This is a genomic window from Flavobacterium sp., from assembly GCF_039916025.1.
Lineage (GTDB): Bacteria > Bacteroidota > Bacteroidia > Flavobacteriales > Flavobacteriaceae > Flavobacterium.
Map to the genome: position 1 here is coordinate 1 of NZ_JBDSMB010000121.1, position 15,129 is coordinate 15,129.

Sequence of the window (15,129 nt, forward strand, 5' to 3'; positions counted from 1 at the left end):
TGCGAAAGCAAAAAGCACTTGCATTACGAATAATGTACTAATAACAAGTTTTTTCATAAATAAGATTAAATTAATTTTTCCTTAAGTTAAGCCCCGTTGGAAACTTAACAGCCGACAAATGTACATCTTTTAATAATATTATCTACATTTGGCTCGAAGTTTGTAAAAAACTTGATCTTAAATTAATATAGCTTTTATGAGAATTAAAAATTTAATCGTCCTTTTCTTTGTCTTATTCGCAATTTCCGGGACAAATGCACAAGCAAAAAAGTATATCGTGCATACAGTTGCTTTCTATAATTTTGAAAATTTGTTTGACACAATTAATGAAGCAAACAACGATGAAGAATGGTTACCAAATGGAACTCAAAACTGGACTTCAAAAAAATACAAACAAAAATTACACAACCTAGCCAGAGTTTTGTCTGAAATTGGCTCAACGGACAATCCTAATAATTCTCCTGTACTTATTGGTGGTGCTGAAATTGAAAACAGAGGTGTTCTAGAAGATTTAGTCAAAGAACCGGCTCTTATTGGTAAAGATTATGGTATCGTACATTTTGATTCTCCTGATAAAAGAGGAATTGATGTTGCTTTGTTATACCAGAAAAAACATTTCAGACCTACAAGTTTTAAAAACATTCCTTTATTGATTTATAAAAATCAAATGAACAAGGATGCGAAAAGAAAAAATGCGACTGATGATATAGCAGATGACAAATCAGAAGTGGAAGCAACTTCTGAAAGAGTTTACACCAGAGACGTACTATTAGTGACTGGATTTTTGGATGGCGAAGAAATTAATGTTATGGTAAATCACTGGCCGTCACGTTCAGGCGGTGAGAAAAAAAGTTCTCCTTTCCGTGAAGCTGCAGGAAGATTAGACCGAAGAATAATGGACTCAATATATAAGGTAAATCCAAATGCCAAAATCATCAACATGGGAGATTTGAATGATGGAACTTATAATAAAAGTGTAAAAGAAGGTGTTGGAGCAAAACTCAAAAAAGAAGAAGTAAAACAATTTGGTGTTTACAACCCATTCGAACAAATGGCAAAAGATGGTAATGCTTCGTTATTTTACAGAGATGCCGGCGATATTTTTGACCAGATAATGGTTTCGGAAACTTTAATCAAAAAAGATTTTTCTACTTATCAATATTGGAAAGCCGGAATTTACAACAAACCATTTATGATAACTACGGTCGGTCAGTATAAAGGATATCCTTTACGACATGGCGCCACCGAAATCGGATTTAGTGACCACTTCCCGGTTTATGTTTATCTGATTAAGGAAGTAAAATAAAAACAATTTAAAAGGTTAGTTCACGCTAACCTTTTTTATTTTTAGTAAATTCGTAGAAATAATTCCTCATGGCAATACCAAAACCATTCAACCTCAACAAATGGATTGACGAAAACCGTCATTTACTAAAACCACCCGTTGGCAACAAGAATATTTATGTTGATTCCGAAGATTATATTGTAATGATTGTGGCTGGTCCAAATGCCAGAAAAGATTATCATTATAACGAAACTGAAGAATTGTTCTATCAACTCGAAGGCGATATCACTGTATATGTTCAGGACGATGGTGAAAAAAAGGCGATGAAACTATCGGCTGGCGATATGTATCTGCATCCGGCAAAAACACCACATTCACCCAACAGAAGTGAAGGTTCGATCGGTTTGGTGATTGAATTAAAACGCGCGGGCACAAATGCAAAAGACGGTTTGCTATGGTTTTGCGATAACTGTAACAACAAACTCTACGAAGTTTATTTTCCGCTTACTGATATTGAAAAAGATTTCCTGAAACATTTTGACCATTTCTATAATTCAGAAACTTTGAGAACCTGTTCTAAATGCGGAACTGTATTGGAAGCTGACCCAAAATTTACCCATAAATAAGTTATCGGCGGAATCTATTTGTTAGGAATAGAAATAAAGAAAGTTGCTCCTTCTCCCAGTTTAGATTGCACCTGAATAGTGCCGTTGAGTTTATTTACAGCTTCTTTCACAATGTACAATCCAAGTCCCGAGCCTATCGACTGGTCTGACACCCGGTAAAACATGTCAAATATTTTTGGCAGTAATTCTTTTGATATGCCAATGCCGTTGTCGCGTATAGTAATTTTCGTTTCAGCATCAAAAGTTTCTATTTCTATATCCACGAAAGGATTTGGAATCTGTAGATTTTGATAGCGGATAGAATTTGAAATAAGATTATTTAGAATAGTGCTCAGTCTGGTTTTATCCGCATAAACAGGAACCTTTCCGCTAATGTCAACAGCAAAGTCAACCTGCTGATTGATATCTCCCATAAATCTTAAATTTTGTATTGTTTCGTCAACCAACTCTTTAAAATCAATAAGCTCTTTATTGACTTCCATACGAGCGTTTCTGGAATAATCTAAAATATCACATATAAAGCCGTCGAGTTTTTTAGCGCTGGTTTTTAACAATCTCAGGTATTCAAGTGTTGGTAAATCCTCAACCTCGTCTTTTGCAATTTCTATAAGTCCTAACATTGAATTCAATGGTGCGCGCAAATCATGTGAAGTACTATAAACAAATCTATCGAGTTCGTAATTGGCCTTTTTTAATTCCTGATTCTCAACTTCCTGTTTGTTAAAAGTCAACTGGATATGTGTTTCACTATATTTTTTGAATTGATGAGCCCAAAGACCACAAAGCGAAAAGATAATTGCAGCAAGAACTATGTGAAAAATAAATGTTTCCAAAGTCATGTAATCCAATTGGGTAAAATAGATTTTATCGAGACCAATAAATTGTAAATAAGCAAACAATCCATGATGTACTATAACCACTATTGTAAGCGGAATTTGTAATTTCCAGTTTTGGTATGTGATTAATATTGCACTGGCCACAAATGCCGTAAAGTGCATTTCAAACATTCCGTGCATTTGATAAATGAACTGAGCCATGAAAATTCCCAAAACCGTACTAAGTACATATTGGTAAAAATCAGATTTCGGTAAAGCCCACTTTGTAGAGAAATAAGCGATAAGCAATAAACCACCAACCCCGATAGCAATTTCCCAGGTATCATAATAAGAAGCCAGAAACAACCCAAAGACAAAATAGCTAACTATAAAATAGTTCATCAGACTATCTGATTTGTTTTTTATAGCATAAAGAAATTCCTGAATATGCAACGACTGATTTAAATTTTGTCCCTTTTGTTTCATACGCTATCTTATTTTTTGCAATTTGGCAACGTACATCCATAAGCCTTTAACGCAATCTTGTCAAATGATGGATTTTTGCTTTTATTCAATAATGAATCAATTGCTATTTGGGCAAAATTGCTTTTATCATCCGCACAGTAGCGACTTCTGTTGTAGTTACCGCGATAGTATAATTTCCGATTCTCATCCAATATTACAGCTTGTGGCGTAGAAAAAACTCCACAGGAATCAGCTATCGATTTATCAAACAAAACAGGCACAGTCAAATCAAATTTATCCTGAATATCTTCTTCGGTATACTTAGAATTTTTATCAAGCACCACAATCATAAAGGTCATTTTATCGCCATACTTTTTTACTAATGACTCAATATGCGGAATGTTAAACCGGGAACAAGGACAATCCGGATTAAAAAAGTGCAAAAAAATAGGTTTGTTTGATGTTGCGTTTAGTTTGCCTTTTAAATTAATCTGTTTCCCAATGGCGACAGTTTTATAATTTACAGGAACAGGAGTAGGCAAAGTGTATTTGTATTCGTTTTTCCAAAACAAATACGTGATTCCTCCAAACAGGATAGTCAGCCATATTATGAGTAGTATTTTGGTTTTCACTTTCGGAAGTTTTATTAATACTTCTTACACTCTCTTGTAAAAACTGTCTAACACAGCTTATATACATCTCAAATATATAAAATTTATGCTACAATTTATAGGGTAGAGTTTTATTTATCCGCAGTTTATGTTTTATTATTCTTTTCAAAAATTAAACAAACCCAATCAGAGGAAAATAAAATTAATTACACATTTCTTTATTTTACCCATTTGTAATTGTGAAATAGTGTAAAAAAAATAGCTAATTCATGTATAAATCATAACTTTGCCGAAATTTAAAATTTACCTTAAAAATAAATAAATGTCAACAATTGCACAACAATTCGGCATGACCGAAGCGCTGGAAACTCTTGGAGTAAAAGCTATAAACGAAGGAACTTCAACAGGAAACAATTGGTTTTCAAACGGAGAGGTTTTCGAATCTCACTCACCGGTAGATGGACAATTAATTGGAAAAGTAAAAGCATCCACAGCTGCCGATTATGAAAAAGTGATGCAATCTGCAACCGAAGCTTTCAAAACTTTCAAACTAATGCCTGCGCCACAACGTGGAGAAATCGTGCGTCAGTTTGGAGAAAAATTACGTAAGAACAAAGAAGCTCTAGGGAAATTGGTTTCTTATGAAATGGGGAAATCTTTGCAGGAAGGTTATGGCGAAGTTCAGGAAATGATTGACATCTGCGATTTTGCTGTTGGTCTTTCCCGTCAATTGCACGGATTAACAATGCACTCAGAACGTCCCGGACACAGAATGTACGAGCAATATCACCCAATGGGCGTAGTTGGAATCATTTCAGCATTTAATTTCCCGGTTGCTGTTTGGGCATGGAACACAGCTTTAGCATGGATTTGTGGCGATGTTTGCGTTTGGAAACCATCTGAAAAAACACCTCTTTGTGGAATTGCATGTCAAAATATCATTGCTGAAGTATTGAAAGAAAACAATCTTCCGGAAGGAATTTCATGTTTAATCAATGGTGATTATAAAGTGGGTGAATTGATGACTCACGATAAAAGAATTCCACTAGTTTCTGCAACAGGCTCTACCCGTATGGGTAAAATTGTTGCGCAGGCTTGTGCGGCACGTTTAGGAAAATCATTATTGGAATTAGGAGGAAACAACGCTATAATCGTTACTCCGGATGCTGACATCAAAATGACTGTTATCGGAGCCGTATTTGGCGCTGTTGGAACTGCAGGACAACGTTGTACTTCCACACGTAGATTAATCATTCACGAAAGTATTTATGACAAAGTAAGAGATGCCATTGTTGGCGCTTATGGTCAGTTGAGAATCGGAAATCCATTAGATCAAAACAATCACGTTGGACCACTTATCGATACACATGCTGTTGAAATGTACAATAAAGCGTTATCAAAAGTTGTTGAAGAAGGTGGAAAAATCCTTGTGGAAGGTGGTGTTCTTTCTGGTGAAGGTTACGAAAGTGGCTGTTATGTAAAACCAGCAATTGCGGAAGCTAAAAATTCATTTGAAATTGTTCAGCACGAAACATTTGCTCCTGTTTTATATTTATTAAAATACTCTGGTGATGTGACAAATGCAATTGATGTCCAAAACGGAGTTGCCCAAGGTTTATCATCAGCAATTATGACGAACAATCTTCGCGAAGCGGAAGCATTTTTATCTGTTGCAGGTTCAGATTGTGGAATTGCCAATGTAAACATCGGAACTTCCGGAGCTGAAATTGGTGGTGCTTTTGGTGGTGAAAAAGAAACTGGTGGCGGAAGAGAATCCGGTTCTGATGCCTGGAAAGTATATATGAGAAGACAAACAAATACAATCAATTACACTACAAGTTTGCCTTTGGCACAAGGAATCAAATTTGATTTGTAATTCAATATTTTTATATAAAATTTTAAAACCGACTAAATTTAGTCGGTTTTTTTACGCAACTTAATTGGCATTTTCCTATCTACTTCCAAAACCAAAAAACCAAAAGCCATGAAGAAATTATTCTTATTATTTATGTTGACTCCTTTATTAATCACATCATCCTGCGAAAATGACAATGACGATCAAATTGTATGCACTGCAGAATTTGTATACGGATTAAATGTTATTGTTCTAGATGCCACAACCGGAAATCCTTTGGTGGAAGGTATTACAGTCGAAGCAGTTGATGGCACTTATCATGAAACCCTGCAATTAGTTCCTGGATTAGAATATGCATTTACAGGTGCAGGAGAAAGAGCCGGAACCTATACTGTGACCATCACAAAGGACGGATATCAAACCTATATTTCGTCGCCAATTATTCTAACCAGAAATGTTTGTCATGTGATTCCGCAATCGTTGACGGTCAATTTACAGTCAAACTAATCATAAAAAAAGCCTCGAAATTCGAGGCTTTTTTGTTTATGGTAAATTGAATTACTTCGTCTTCTTAACATATTGCGTTAAAATAACAATATGCTGTCCTTCGACTCTTCCTTCAATTTGTTCGGCATTGTCCCAAACCAATTTGATGTTGTGAACAGCCGCTCCGCGTTTTGCCGTGAAGTTCGCTCCTTTTACATCTAAATCTTTAATCAGCACAACTGAATCTCCTTCTTTCAGGATGTTTCCGTTACCGTCTTTATGAACTATTTTGCCGTCTTCATCTTCGCCTTCACCAGTTGCACCCGCCCAAACTAAGGTTTCTTCATCAAGATACATCATGTCAAGCAAATCCTGCGGCCAGCCATCAGATCGTAGCCTATTCAGCATACGCCATGCAACAACCTGTACAGGTTTATTTTCATTCCACATGCTGTCGCTCAGACATCTCCAATGATTGGGGTCAGTTGTTGTGACATTCTCTATCTGGTCTTTACACGTTTTACAAACCAATACTGAGTTGTCTAAAGAAATCGCTTCTTCTTTGGTTAAATGAATTCTTAAGTCTTCATCAGAACCACACATTTCGCATTTAGAACCACTTCTCTCACTTAATTTTTGATCTATTACACTCATATTATAAATTGAATGATGCTCCAATCTGAAACACAAATTGATTATTATATTCTTCAAATCCTTCAACATTTGAATCGTATTTCGCTAATGGAATTCCGGCTTCTGTATAAACGCCAAAACCTTCCGTAAAAAAATATCTAAACCCTAAATGCGCTCCGAAATTTCTCGTTCCTAAATTCAATCCAGGATAGATATCCATTTTTTTATCCAATTTGAAAACGTTTCCTAAATTGGCATTGAAACGGACTTTTGCATCAGCTCTGTCTTCAAATTTTGGCTTAATCCCTGCAACTTCAGTAACCGAAAGTAAATAAGATGCAACAAACCCGAAAGACATGTTTTCGCCAAGACCAAAATCGGCTCCAACGTTGATTCCAGTTCCGTGGTCTTGAATGTTTGCTCCAACCTGCGCTTTAATGTCTCCTTTTCCTTTGTAAGCTTGTGCGTTTACCAAACTTACCATAACGATTGCCACTATTGTGATTATTTTTTTCATAATAATTAATTTTTTACAAAAATAGTTAAATTAATTCCTTCCTTTTTCATTAAAATACAAATCCTTCAATGGTTCGCTCTGCCAGTACTCTTTGGTGTCAACATCCATTATAGTCAATGGGCCAGTGAAAGCTGCACCAGTATCAACATTCCACAAACACGCTTTTTGGATTGGAACGGTTTTATTTATTTTGGTAACCGGTGTGTGCCCAATGTAAATTTCGTTATATAATGTTAGTCGTTTTGGATAATGAAGGCTGTCTTTAGGGATGGATTCATCCAATGATAAAGCCGTTTCCCAAAGCGATCTGTCCCAATAAAACATTTTTGGAAAATATTCATGCTCAATGCCATTCATATTCGTAAAACCTGCGTGAATGAATAATCGGTTTTTTTCGTCGAGATAATAATCCTTCAACAGCCTGAGAAACTCCATGTGGATTTGCTTTTTCTCATTCGTAACACTGGCATAAGCCAGAACCGTTGCTTTTCCACCATGTTGGAACCACATTCCTTCGTCGATGTTTTTGTTGTCATTTGTTAACCAATCCAACAATAATTCATCATGGTTGCCACGGATAAAAATACAGTTATTCGTTTTGTTTAATTCCATCAAAAAGTCAATAACCTGTGGCGATTCGCTCCAGCCATCAACATAATCACCAAGAAAAATCAAAGTGTCATCTTTTGTGACTTTTGCTCTTTCCAATATCTGATGTAATGCTTTTAATCCTCCGTGAATATCACCAATTACCAATCTTCTATGCATTGTTTACGTTGTATTTCATTTTTCTTAAAATTCGCATCGCTTCCTTAAAACTAAGGTAAACCGTTGTACTTTTTTGTGCTTTTAACAATGATTTAGCATCAATCAATTTCTGCTTAGCATCATCAAAACCATTCAGATAGCAAATCATCAAAGTAGACGAAAGATTTTCTAAATCTTTTTCTTCCTGTTCAGAAATGGCGATTCCTTTCTGCAATTTATTTAGTAAAGCCACATTCGAATTATAAATATGATGCAGTATTTTTTTATTGAATGCCGGTGGCTCAAAAAGCATTTGGTTTTCTATTTTATAATACCCATTATCAAAGAAAGAAATCTTTTGCTGTTCTAACGGATAATAGCTCGTTTTATCATTCAATCCGAGCGGTACATGCTCAATAATTGTAAAACTTGCTTCATCATATTCAATTGAAACCACATCAAGCGCCGAATAAAAAAGTTTGACCTGTTCATTTATCAATTCAATATCGACTCTCGAAAGATAAACTGTATCTCTTATTCTTTTCGGATTTCCTGCCCAACAAATGACAAACAATTCCTTGAAAACCTTGTATTGCGAAATCATTTCGCCGTGACGTTCAATCATAAAATCCATAACACCATCAAGCGTATAAGCAATGCTGTTTCGCGAACTGTTCTCAATGCTGATTACGGTTTCAATATTCGTTTTAGAATACGGAATCTTTTCTTCCGTTGGCATCGAGTTGCTTCCAACCCGAACGAAAACAGTATTCGCCAAAATCGTGTGAATATTTTTCTTGAAAAACGATGCTTTGTGTTTTGGTTTAATGGTCACCAAACCCACAACTCTGTCTTTTGGCAAGTTGGGAAATGGCACATTTTCATATTGGATTTTTGGTGGATTTTCCAGATAAGCGTTCACCAAATTCTGAATCCGACTGTCATCAAAAAAATCATCGCCAAGAATTTCGTTATCCTGATCTTCAACACCAACAACAATATAAGAATTGTTAGAAGGATTGGAATTCGACAAGGCGCAAATGTGTTTCAAAAACTTAGCTTTTCCTTCTTTGGTATGCAAATTCAATTGGCGTTTCTTATCATAAAAACTGCACTCATCATTGTGAGCGAGTAGGTTTTTTATGAGAAGGCGCTTATTTATCATATTTAGTGATTAGTTACAAGTAAATAGTGATTAGCAAAAAACTATTTACTAATCACTATTCACTAATTACTTTTTTAAGGTACTTTATTTCCCATGCTTTCTGTCCAAATGGCAAACCAATCCAGTTGGTCTAAATTCATTTCAACGGCTTTCATCAAGGCTTGAATTCGGGCAATATTTACCGTTCCTGCAACCGGAATGACATTCGCTGGATGTTTTAAAATCCATGCTAACAAAATTGTGTCTGAACCTAAATGGTATTTATCTACTAATTGCGCTAACAGTATTTTCAGTCTTCTCGTTTGCTCAATATCTTCTCTGAATACAGTTCCTAAAGGATTCCATGACATCGGACGAATATTATGTAACTGCATATAATCCAGACTTCCGTCAAGCATTGCTTCATGATGCGTTGCCGAAAATTGAATCTGATTGTAATCAACTTCTGCTTTTTGACGGATCAATTCAGTTTGTGAAGCAGTAAAATTCGAAAGTCCAAAATCTAAAATCTTGCCTTCTTTTTTTAATTTGGCAACTGCTTCCGCAATTTCATCGGCAACCATTAACGGACTTGGACGATGCAACAAAAGCACATCCAAATAATCTGTCTGCAGATTTTTTAATGAATTTTCAACCGACCAAATGATATAGTCTTTAGAATAATCATAATGTTTAATTGTGTTATTTCTGCCATTTATATGTTGGATGCCGCATTTTGAAATTAACTGAATTTTCTTTCTGTCAATTTTGCTTTGGCCAAATGCTTTTCCAAAATCGGCTTCGGTAGTGTAATCTCCATAAATATCGGCATGGTCAAAAGTGGTGATTTGATTTTCGATACAAATATGAATCAGATGCTCCATTTCTGAAGTCGACAGATTTTTATCCCAAATTCCCCAATTCATAGTCCCGGCAACGATGGGCGACAATTTTGTTTTCATTATATTCTTTTTTAGTTGTGTTGAAGTATGTTTTTGGATTTCGAAAATTTTATTATTTTGCCATCGAAAATTTCCAAAAAAAGATTAGGTCTTAAAATTATAAAAAGAAAATCATAAATCATCCTTAAAATCGGGTTGTTTTGTAAAGTTTTAACGCATTGTTAACATCTGGTAAGGGATTAAATTTTCACTTTTGAAATGTTAAAATTATAACCGTCACACATTAGATTAAATAGAGTAACTATGGAAGAAAATGGTACTGCTTTAGACATTAGAGCGATTAATGAAAAAATTGAAAAAGAAAGTGCTTTTATTGACTTGCTGACTATGGAAATGAACAAAGTCATCATTGGTCAGAAGCACATGGTAGAACGATTGTTAATTGGACTTTTAGGTCAGGGCCACATTCTACTGGAAGGTGTTCCGGGTTTGGCAAAAACCTTAGCTATAAATACTTTGGCACAAGCAGTTCACGGAAGTTTTAGCCGTATTCAGTTTACACCTGATTTATTGCCAGCTGATGTTGTTGGAACAATGATTTACAATATAAAAGCCAACGAATTCTCTATTAAAAAAGGGCCTATTTTCGCCAATTTCGTTCTTGCCGATGAGATTAACCGTGCGCCTGCAAAAGTGCAGTCTGCTTTGCTTGAAGCGATGCAGGAAAAACAAGTCACCATTGGTGATACTACTTTCAAATTAGAAAAGCCGTTTTTAGTTTTAGCAACACAAAATCCAATTGAGCAGGAAGGAACATATCAATTACCGGAAGCGCAGGTTGACCGTTTTATGCTAAAAACTGTTATCGATTATCCAAAAATGGATGAAGAGCGTTTGGTAATCCGTCAGAATTTAAAAGGCGATTATGAGAAAGTAAATGCTGTTGTTACTACAAAACAGATTTTAAAAGCGCAGGAAGCTGTCCGCGAAGTTTATATGGATGAGAAAATCGAAAAATATATTTTAGATATCGTTTTTGCAACCCGTAATCCTGAAAAATACAAACTGGAAAGTTTAAAACCGCTTATCGGATTTGGTGCTTCACCACGTGGAAGTATCAATTTGGCTACCGCTGCCAAATGTTATGCTTTCATCAAACGTCGTGGTTATGTAATTCCGGAAGACGTTCGTGCCGTGGTTCACGATGTATTGCGTCACAGAATTGGCGTTACTTACGAAGCTGAAGCCGAAAACATCACTTCTGTTGATATCATCAACAAAATCGTAAACGAAATCGAAGTTCCTTAAATCAGCTTCTAGCTCACAGCTATTAGCAGTCAGCGTAATACTGAATGCTAATAGCTGAATGCTAATGGCTGAACGCTAAAAAAATGGAAACAAAAGACTTATTAAAAAAAGTTCGTAAAATCGAAATCAAAACCCGAAGATTGAGCGATCATATCTTTTCGGGCGAATACCACACGTCGTTTAAAGGTCGTGGTATGACATTTTCGGAAGTGCGTCAGTACCAGTTTGGCGATGATATTCGTGCGATTGACTGGAATGTGACTGCGCGTTACAACGAACCTTATGTAAAAGTTTTTGAAGAAGAACGCGAACTAACGATGATGCTGATGGTTGACATTTCGGGTTCAGAAAATTTTGGAACCAAAAATCAATTAAAGAGCGAAATCGTAACTGAGATTGCGGCAACCATGGCTTTTTCGGCAACGCAGAATAATGATAAAATTGGTTTGATTCTATTCTCTGACCAAATCGAATTATACATTCCGCCGAAAAAAGGAAAATCACACGTGTTGAGAATTATTCGTGAGCTCATTGAATTCCAACCAAAAAGCAAAAAAACAGATTTGTCTCAGGCTTTGAAATTTCTGTCATCAACGCAGAAAAAGAAAGCGATTGTATTCGTGATTTCTGATTTTATGGTCGATGATGATTACGAGAAAACCTTAAAAATTGCAGGAAAAAAACACGACATTACTGGTGTTCGTGTATACGATATTCGCGAACAAAAAATGCCAAACATCGGAATGGTAGAAATGGAAGATGCTGAAACCGGAGAAATTTTAGTAGTAAACACAGGTTCAAAAAAAGCGCGCTTGAGTTATGAAAAACAATATCAGGATAAAGTAAGTTACTTCAAAGATATCTTTTCAAAATGTGGTTCAGGAACTGTAAATACTCGTGTTGACGAAAGTTATGTGACAAAATTATTGGGTTATTTTAAATCGAGATAGAAATGTTTTACCACAAAGAACACAAAGAAGGCACAACGTTCACAAAGATTTTTCTTAGTGCGCTTAGTTCATCCATAGTGAACTTAGTGGTTAAATAAAAAGACATGAAAATAAAGTTATATATATTATTCTTACTGTTATCGACTTCACTTTTTGCCCAAAAGGTGACGACTTCAGTTAACGTTACCAAAAATAAAATCGGTGCCGAATTCAAGCTTACGCTGAAAACTGATGTCGATACTTTATCAAAAGTAAAATTCCCTGAAGCCAAGAATTTTGGCGCTTTGGAAGTAATTCAATCGTATAAAATCGACACTGTTAAGAATGGTGCGCGTTACGAATTGATCAAAAAATACGGTCTAACACAATTCGACAGCGGAAAATATGTTATTCCGAGAATTCCTGTTTTAATCAACGGAAAATCTATTTTTTCTGATAGCATAAAAGTAGAAGTTAACGATGTCAAAGTTGATACGCTAAAGCAAAAGATGTATGACATTAAAGATATTGCTCAAGTTGAAAGTCCGCTTGGAACATGGTGGATTTATCTTTTAATCCTTTTAGCTATTGGAGTTATTGGTTATTTCATTTATCAGTTCATCAAGAAAAGACAAAATCAGCCAAAAGCTGAAGTCATTGTTTTTAAATCACCTATTGAAAAAGCAACTACTTTGTTACAACAATTGGAGAGCAAAGAGCTTTGGCAAAAAGGCGAAATCAAGCATTATTATTCGGAGTTAACAGACATTGCACGTAATTATATCGAAGAAGAAATTCATATTCCGGCCATGGAAAGCACGACTTCGGAACTTATTGAAGGATTGCGAAGAGTTTCAAAACAACAGAAATTAAAACTGTCAAACGAAACTTTAGAGAATCTTGAAAAAGTCTTAATGCAGGCCGATTTAGTGAAATTTGCCAAAGTAAAACCGCTTGATTATGAAATTGAAGAAGATAAAAAGCGTATTTCGAGTTCTATTGTAATCATTCATAAATCGATTCCGGAAGTTGTGGAAGAAAACGATGAACTTGCATTATGGAACGAACAGCAGAAAGAATTAGCGCGTTTGCAAAAACTGAAAAAACAAAAACGTGCCCGAATTATTACCACGATTGCAATTGTTATTGGAATGCTTATAATCTTTGTTTCAGGTGTGGCTTATTTCAAAGGAACAGAATACTTAAGAGACAATATTCTTGGACATCCTACGAAAGATTTAGTCGAAGGCGAATGGGTTTACAGCGAATATGGAAATCCCGGCGTAAAAGTGGAAACTCCAAAAGTATTGAAGCGAATTGATGCTTCGAAAGTGTTGCCAAAAGATGCTATGTCTTTGATTAAAGATATGCAGATATTTAGCTATGGAAGTATTTTAGAAGACTTTAGCATTGTCGTTTCAACGATAACTTACAAACAACCAATGAAAATGGATTTGGATAAAACCGCTGAAGGTTATCTGAAAATTATGGAAGCTCAAGGCGCGCAAAATATCATCGTCAAAACAGAAGACTTTGATACTCAGAAAGGAATTTCAGGTAAAAAGGCTTATGGTACGATGACGGTTTTGAATAAACTAAAAGGCAAATCCACTAAGATGTATTATGAATTATTGCTTTTTGCTCAGGATAGCGGTTTGCAGGAAATCCTGATTCTACATCGTGAAGATGATAAATATGCGCAGCAAATAGCAGAAAGAATGTTGAACTCGGTCGAATTACAAACAGCGCAAGAATGAAAGATGTAAGCTTTTTAAATCCTGAGTTTTTCTGGTTGTTCATATTACTTCCAGCGGCTGTTTTGTGGCAAATATGGAAACGTAAACAGCAAGCACCAACTTTGAAAATTAGTTCCGTGAAAGGTTTCAAAGCGCAAAAATCTTTATTAGCCAGACTAAAACCGTTTTTGTTTGTATTGCGATTATTGGCTTTGAGTTCGTTGATTATTGCCATGGCAAGACCACGAAAAGTAGATATCAGCAGCCAAACCAAATCGACTAAAGGAATTGACATCGTAATGGCAATTGACGTTTCAGGAAGTATGCTGGCCAAAGATTTAAAGCCAAACCGTATGGAAGCTTTGAAAAAAGTAGCCGAGAACTTCGTAGAAGGACGACCAAATGACAGAATCGGAATTGTAGTTTATGCTTCGGAAGCGTATACAAAAACACCTGTGACAAGTGACAAAGCCATTATTCAGCAGGCAATTCAAAGCATAAAATATGACAATGTTCTCCAGGACGGAACCGGAATCGGAATGGGATTAACCACAGCCGTGAATCGTTTGAAAGACAGCAAAGCGAAAAGCAAAGTGATTATTCTATTGACTGATGGTGTGAACAACGCAGGTTTTATCGAACCCGAAACAGCTTCGCAGATTGCAAAAGAATACGGAATAAAAGTATACACTATCGGAATCGGGACGAATGGCAACGCAATGTTTCCTTATGCTTATGCTCCGAATGGTGGCTTTTTATTCCGAATGATGCCTGTTGAAATTGATGTGAATTTATTGCAAACGATTGCCAGCAATACAGGTGGAAAATATTTTAGAGCCAGCAGCAACAGTAAGTTGGAATCAATCTATAAAGAAATCAACAAGCTGGAAACAACCGAAATTCAAGAACTGAAGTTCTATGATTACGATGAAAAATACAGATTGTTCGTTTGGATTGCGGGTATTTTAGTATTGTTAGAATTTGGTTTAAGAAACACAATTTATAGAAGTTTCATTTAAAATTTAAACACAAAGAACACGAGGAAGGCACAAAGTTCACGATGTTCTATT

The 15,129-nt window shown here is 35.7% G+C and carries 15 protein-coding genes; 8 read left to right on the top strand and 7 right to left on the bottom strand.

The window, feature by feature from the left end; genetic code table 11:
• The first annotated feature begins 196 nt into the window (after positions 1 to 196).
• Together ABIQ27_RS08565 and ABIQ27_RS08570 are read left to right on the top strand one after the other, a co-directional pair.
• On the top strand, positions 197 to 1,306 hold the full coding sequence (locus ABIQ27_RS08565; protein WP_348033466.1) for an endonuclease/exonuclease/phosphatase family protein: 1,110 nt from the start codon (positions 197 to 199) through the stop codon (positions 1,304 to 1,306).
• Positions 1,307 to 1,374: 68 nt separating this feature from the next.
• Positions 1,375 to 1,911 (top strand): 3-hydroxyanthranilate 3,4-dioxygenase, encoded by a 537-nt coding sequence (locus ABIQ27_RS08570; protein WP_348033467.1) that lies wholly within the window; start codon positions 1,375 to 1,377, stop codon positions 1,909 to 1,911.
• A 14-nt stretch (positions 1,912 to 1,925) separates the two neighbouring features.
• Here the strand turns inward: ABIQ27_RS08570 and ABIQ27_RS08575 are convergent, their stop codons facing one another.
• Together ABIQ27_RS08575 and ABIQ27_RS08580 are read right to left on the bottom strand one after the other, a co-directional pair.
• On the bottom strand, positions 1,926 to 3,212 hold the full coding sequence (locus ABIQ27_RS08575) for a HAMP domain-containing sensor histidine kinase (protein ID WP_348033468.1): 1,287 nt from the start codon (positions 3,210 to 3,212) through the stop codon (positions 1,926 to 1,928).
• An 8-nt stretch (positions 3,213 to 3,220) separates the two neighbouring features.
• Positions 3,221 to 3,823: a redoxin domain-containing protein gene (locus ABIQ27_RS08580; protein WP_348033469.1), complete on the bottom strand. Its 603-nt coding sequence runs from the start codon at positions 3,821 to 3,823 to the stop codon at positions 3,221 to 3,223.
• A 301-nt stretch (positions 3,824 to 4,124) separates the two neighbouring features.
• Here ABIQ27_RS08580 and ABIQ27_RS08585 point away from each other — a divergent pair, with 301 nt between their 5' ends.
• Complete coding sequence (locus ABIQ27_RS08585) at positions 4,125 to 5,678, top strand: aldehyde dehydrogenase family protein (RefSeq protein WP_348033470.1); 1,554 nt, start codon at positions 4,125 to 4,127, stop codon at positions 5,676 to 5,678.
• A 108-nt stretch (positions 5,679 to 5,786) separates the two neighbouring features.
• Positions 5,787 to 6,164, top strand: a complete 378-nt coding sequence (locus ABIQ27_RS08590; RefSeq protein WP_348033471.1) for a hypothetical protein — start codon at positions 5,787 to 5,789, stop codon at positions 6,162 to 6,164.
• Between the two features lie 51 nt (positions 6,165 to 6,215).
• Here ABIQ27_RS08590 and ABIQ27_RS08595 read toward each other — a convergent pair whose 3' ends face one another.
• The 5 genes from ABIQ27_RS08595 to ABIQ27_RS08615 all read right to left on the bottom strand — a co-directional run bounded on the left by ABIQ27_RS08595 (position 6,216) and on the right by ABIQ27_RS08615 (position 10,149).
• A complete protein-coding gene (locus ABIQ27_RS08595) occupies positions 6,216 to 6,797 on the bottom strand; it encodes a PhnA domain-containing protein (protein WP_348033472.1) in 582 nt (193 codons plus the stop codon).
• A 1-nt stretch (position 6,798) separates the two neighbouring features.
• Entirely contained in the window at positions 6,799 to 7,293 is a 495-nt protein-coding gene (locus ABIQ27_RS08600) for a DUF6646 family protein (protein WP_348033473.1), read from the bottom strand.
• Between the two features lie 30 nt (positions 7,294 to 7,323).
• A complete protein-coding gene (locus ABIQ27_RS08605; protein WP_348033474.1) occupies positions 7,324 to 8,061 on the bottom strand; it encodes a metallophosphoesterase family protein in 738 nt (245 codons plus the stop codon).
• Positions 8,054 to 9,205 carry an ATP-binding protein gene (locus ABIQ27_RS08610; protein ID WP_348033475.1) on the bottom strand — a complete coding sequence of 384 codons (1,152 nt, stop codon included), beginning with the start codon at positions 9,203 to 9,205 and terminating at the stop codon, positions 8,054 to 8,056. The genes ABIQ27_RS08605 and ABIQ27_RS08610 overlap by 8 nt, the downstream gene beginning before the upstream one ends.
• Before the next feature lie 74 nt (positions 9,206 to 9,279).
• Entirely contained in the window at positions 9,280 to 10,149 is an 870-nt protein-coding gene (locus ABIQ27_RS08615; protein WP_348033505.1) for an aldo/keto reductase, read from the bottom strand.
• A 240-nt stretch (positions 10,150 to 10,389) separates the two neighbouring features.
• Here ABIQ27_RS08615 and ABIQ27_RS08620 point away from each other — a divergent pair, with 240 nt between their 5' ends.
• The 4 genes from ABIQ27_RS08620 to ABIQ27_RS08635 all read left to right on the top strand — a co-directional run bounded on the left by ABIQ27_RS08620 (position 10,390) and on the right by ABIQ27_RS08635 (position 15,078).
• Positions 10,390 to 11,394: a MoxR family ATPase gene (locus tag ABIQ27_RS08620; protein ID WP_348033476.1), complete on the top strand. Its 1,005-nt coding sequence runs from the start codon at positions 10,390 to 10,392 to the stop codon at positions 11,392 to 11,394.
• Positions 11,395 to 11,477: 83 nt separating this feature from the next.
• Positions 11,478 to 12,344 carry a DUF58 domain-containing protein gene (locus ABIQ27_RS08625; protein WP_348033477.1) on the top strand — a complete coding sequence of 289 codons (867 nt, stop codon included), beginning with the start codon at positions 11,478 to 11,480 and terminating at the stop codon, positions 12,342 to 12,344.
• A gap of 104 nt (positions 12,345 to 12,448) precedes the next feature.
• The gene (locus tag ABIQ27_RS08630) at positions 12,449 to 14,080 is read left to right on the top strand and encodes a hypothetical protein (RefSeq protein ID WP_348033478.1); all 1,632 of its coding nucleotides are present in this window, start codon (positions 12,449 to 12,451) and stop codon (positions 14,078 to 14,080) included.
• Positions 14,077 to 15,078 (top strand): VWA domain-containing protein, encoded by a 1,002-nt coding sequence (locus ABIQ27_RS08635; protein ID WP_348033479.1) that lies wholly within the window; start codon positions 14,077 to 14,079, stop codon positions 15,076 to 15,078. Before ABIQ27_RS08630 ends, ABIQ27_RS08635 begins: the two co-directional genes overlap by 4 nt.
• The last annotated feature ends 51 nt before the right edge of the window (positions 15,079 to 15,129 follow it).

What these genes read in the sequence shown, in the direction of transcription:
- ABIQ27_RS08565 (WP_348033466.1), top strand. Translation starts at nt 197, where the DNA reads ATGAGAATTAAAAATTTAATCGTCCTTTTCTTTGTCTTATTCGCAATT.
- ABIQ27_RS08570 (WP_348033467.1), top strand. Translation starts at nt 1,375, where the DNA reads ATGGCAATACCAAAACCATTCAACCTCAACAAATGGATTGACGAAAAC.
- ABIQ27_RS08575 (WP_348033468.1), bottom strand. Translation starts at nt 3,212, where the DNA reads ATGAAACAAAAGGGACAAAATTTAAATCAGTCGTTGCATATTCAGGAA.
- ABIQ27_RS08585 (WP_348033470.1), top strand. Translation starts at nt 4,125, where the DNA reads ATGTCAACAATTGCACAACAATTCGGCATGACCGAAGCGCTGGAAACT.
- ABIQ27_RS08590 (WP_348033471.1), top strand. Translation starts at nt 5,787, where the DNA reads ATGAAGAAATTATTCTTATTATTTATGTTGACTCCTTTATTAATCACA.
- ABIQ27_RS08595 (WP_348033472.1), bottom strand. Translation starts at nt 6,797, where the DNA reads ATGAGTGTAATAGATCAAAAATTAAGTGAGAGAAGTGGTTCTAAATGC.
- ABIQ27_RS08600 (WP_348033473.1), bottom strand. Translation starts at nt 7,293, where the DNA reads ATGAAAAAAATAATCACAATAGTGGCAATCGTTATGGTAAGTTTGGTA.
- ABIQ27_RS08605 (WP_348033474.1), bottom strand. Translation starts at nt 8,061, where the DNA reads ATGCATAGAAGATTGGTAATTGGTGATATTCACGGAGGATTAAAAGCA.
- ABIQ27_RS08610 (WP_348033475.1), bottom strand. Translation starts at nt 9,205, where the DNA reads ATGATAAATAAGCGCCTTCTCATAAAAAACCTACTCGCTCACAATGAT.
- ABIQ27_RS08620 (WP_348033476.1), top strand. Translation starts at nt 10,390, where the DNA reads ATGGAAGAAAATGGTACTGCTTTAGACATTAGAGCGATTAATGAAAAA.
- ABIQ27_RS08625 (WP_348033477.1), top strand. Translation starts at nt 11,478, where the DNA reads ATGGAAACAAAAGACTTATTAAAAAAAGTTCGTAAAATCGAAATCAAA.
- ABIQ27_RS08630 (WP_348033478.1), top strand. Translation starts at nt 12,449, where the DNA reads ATGAAAATAAAGTTATATATATTATTCTTACTGTTATCGACTTCACTT.
- ABIQ27_RS08635 (WP_348033479.1), top strand. Translation starts at nt 14,077, where the DNA reads ATGAAAGATGTAAGCTTTTTAAATCCTGAGTTTTTCTGGTTGTTCATA.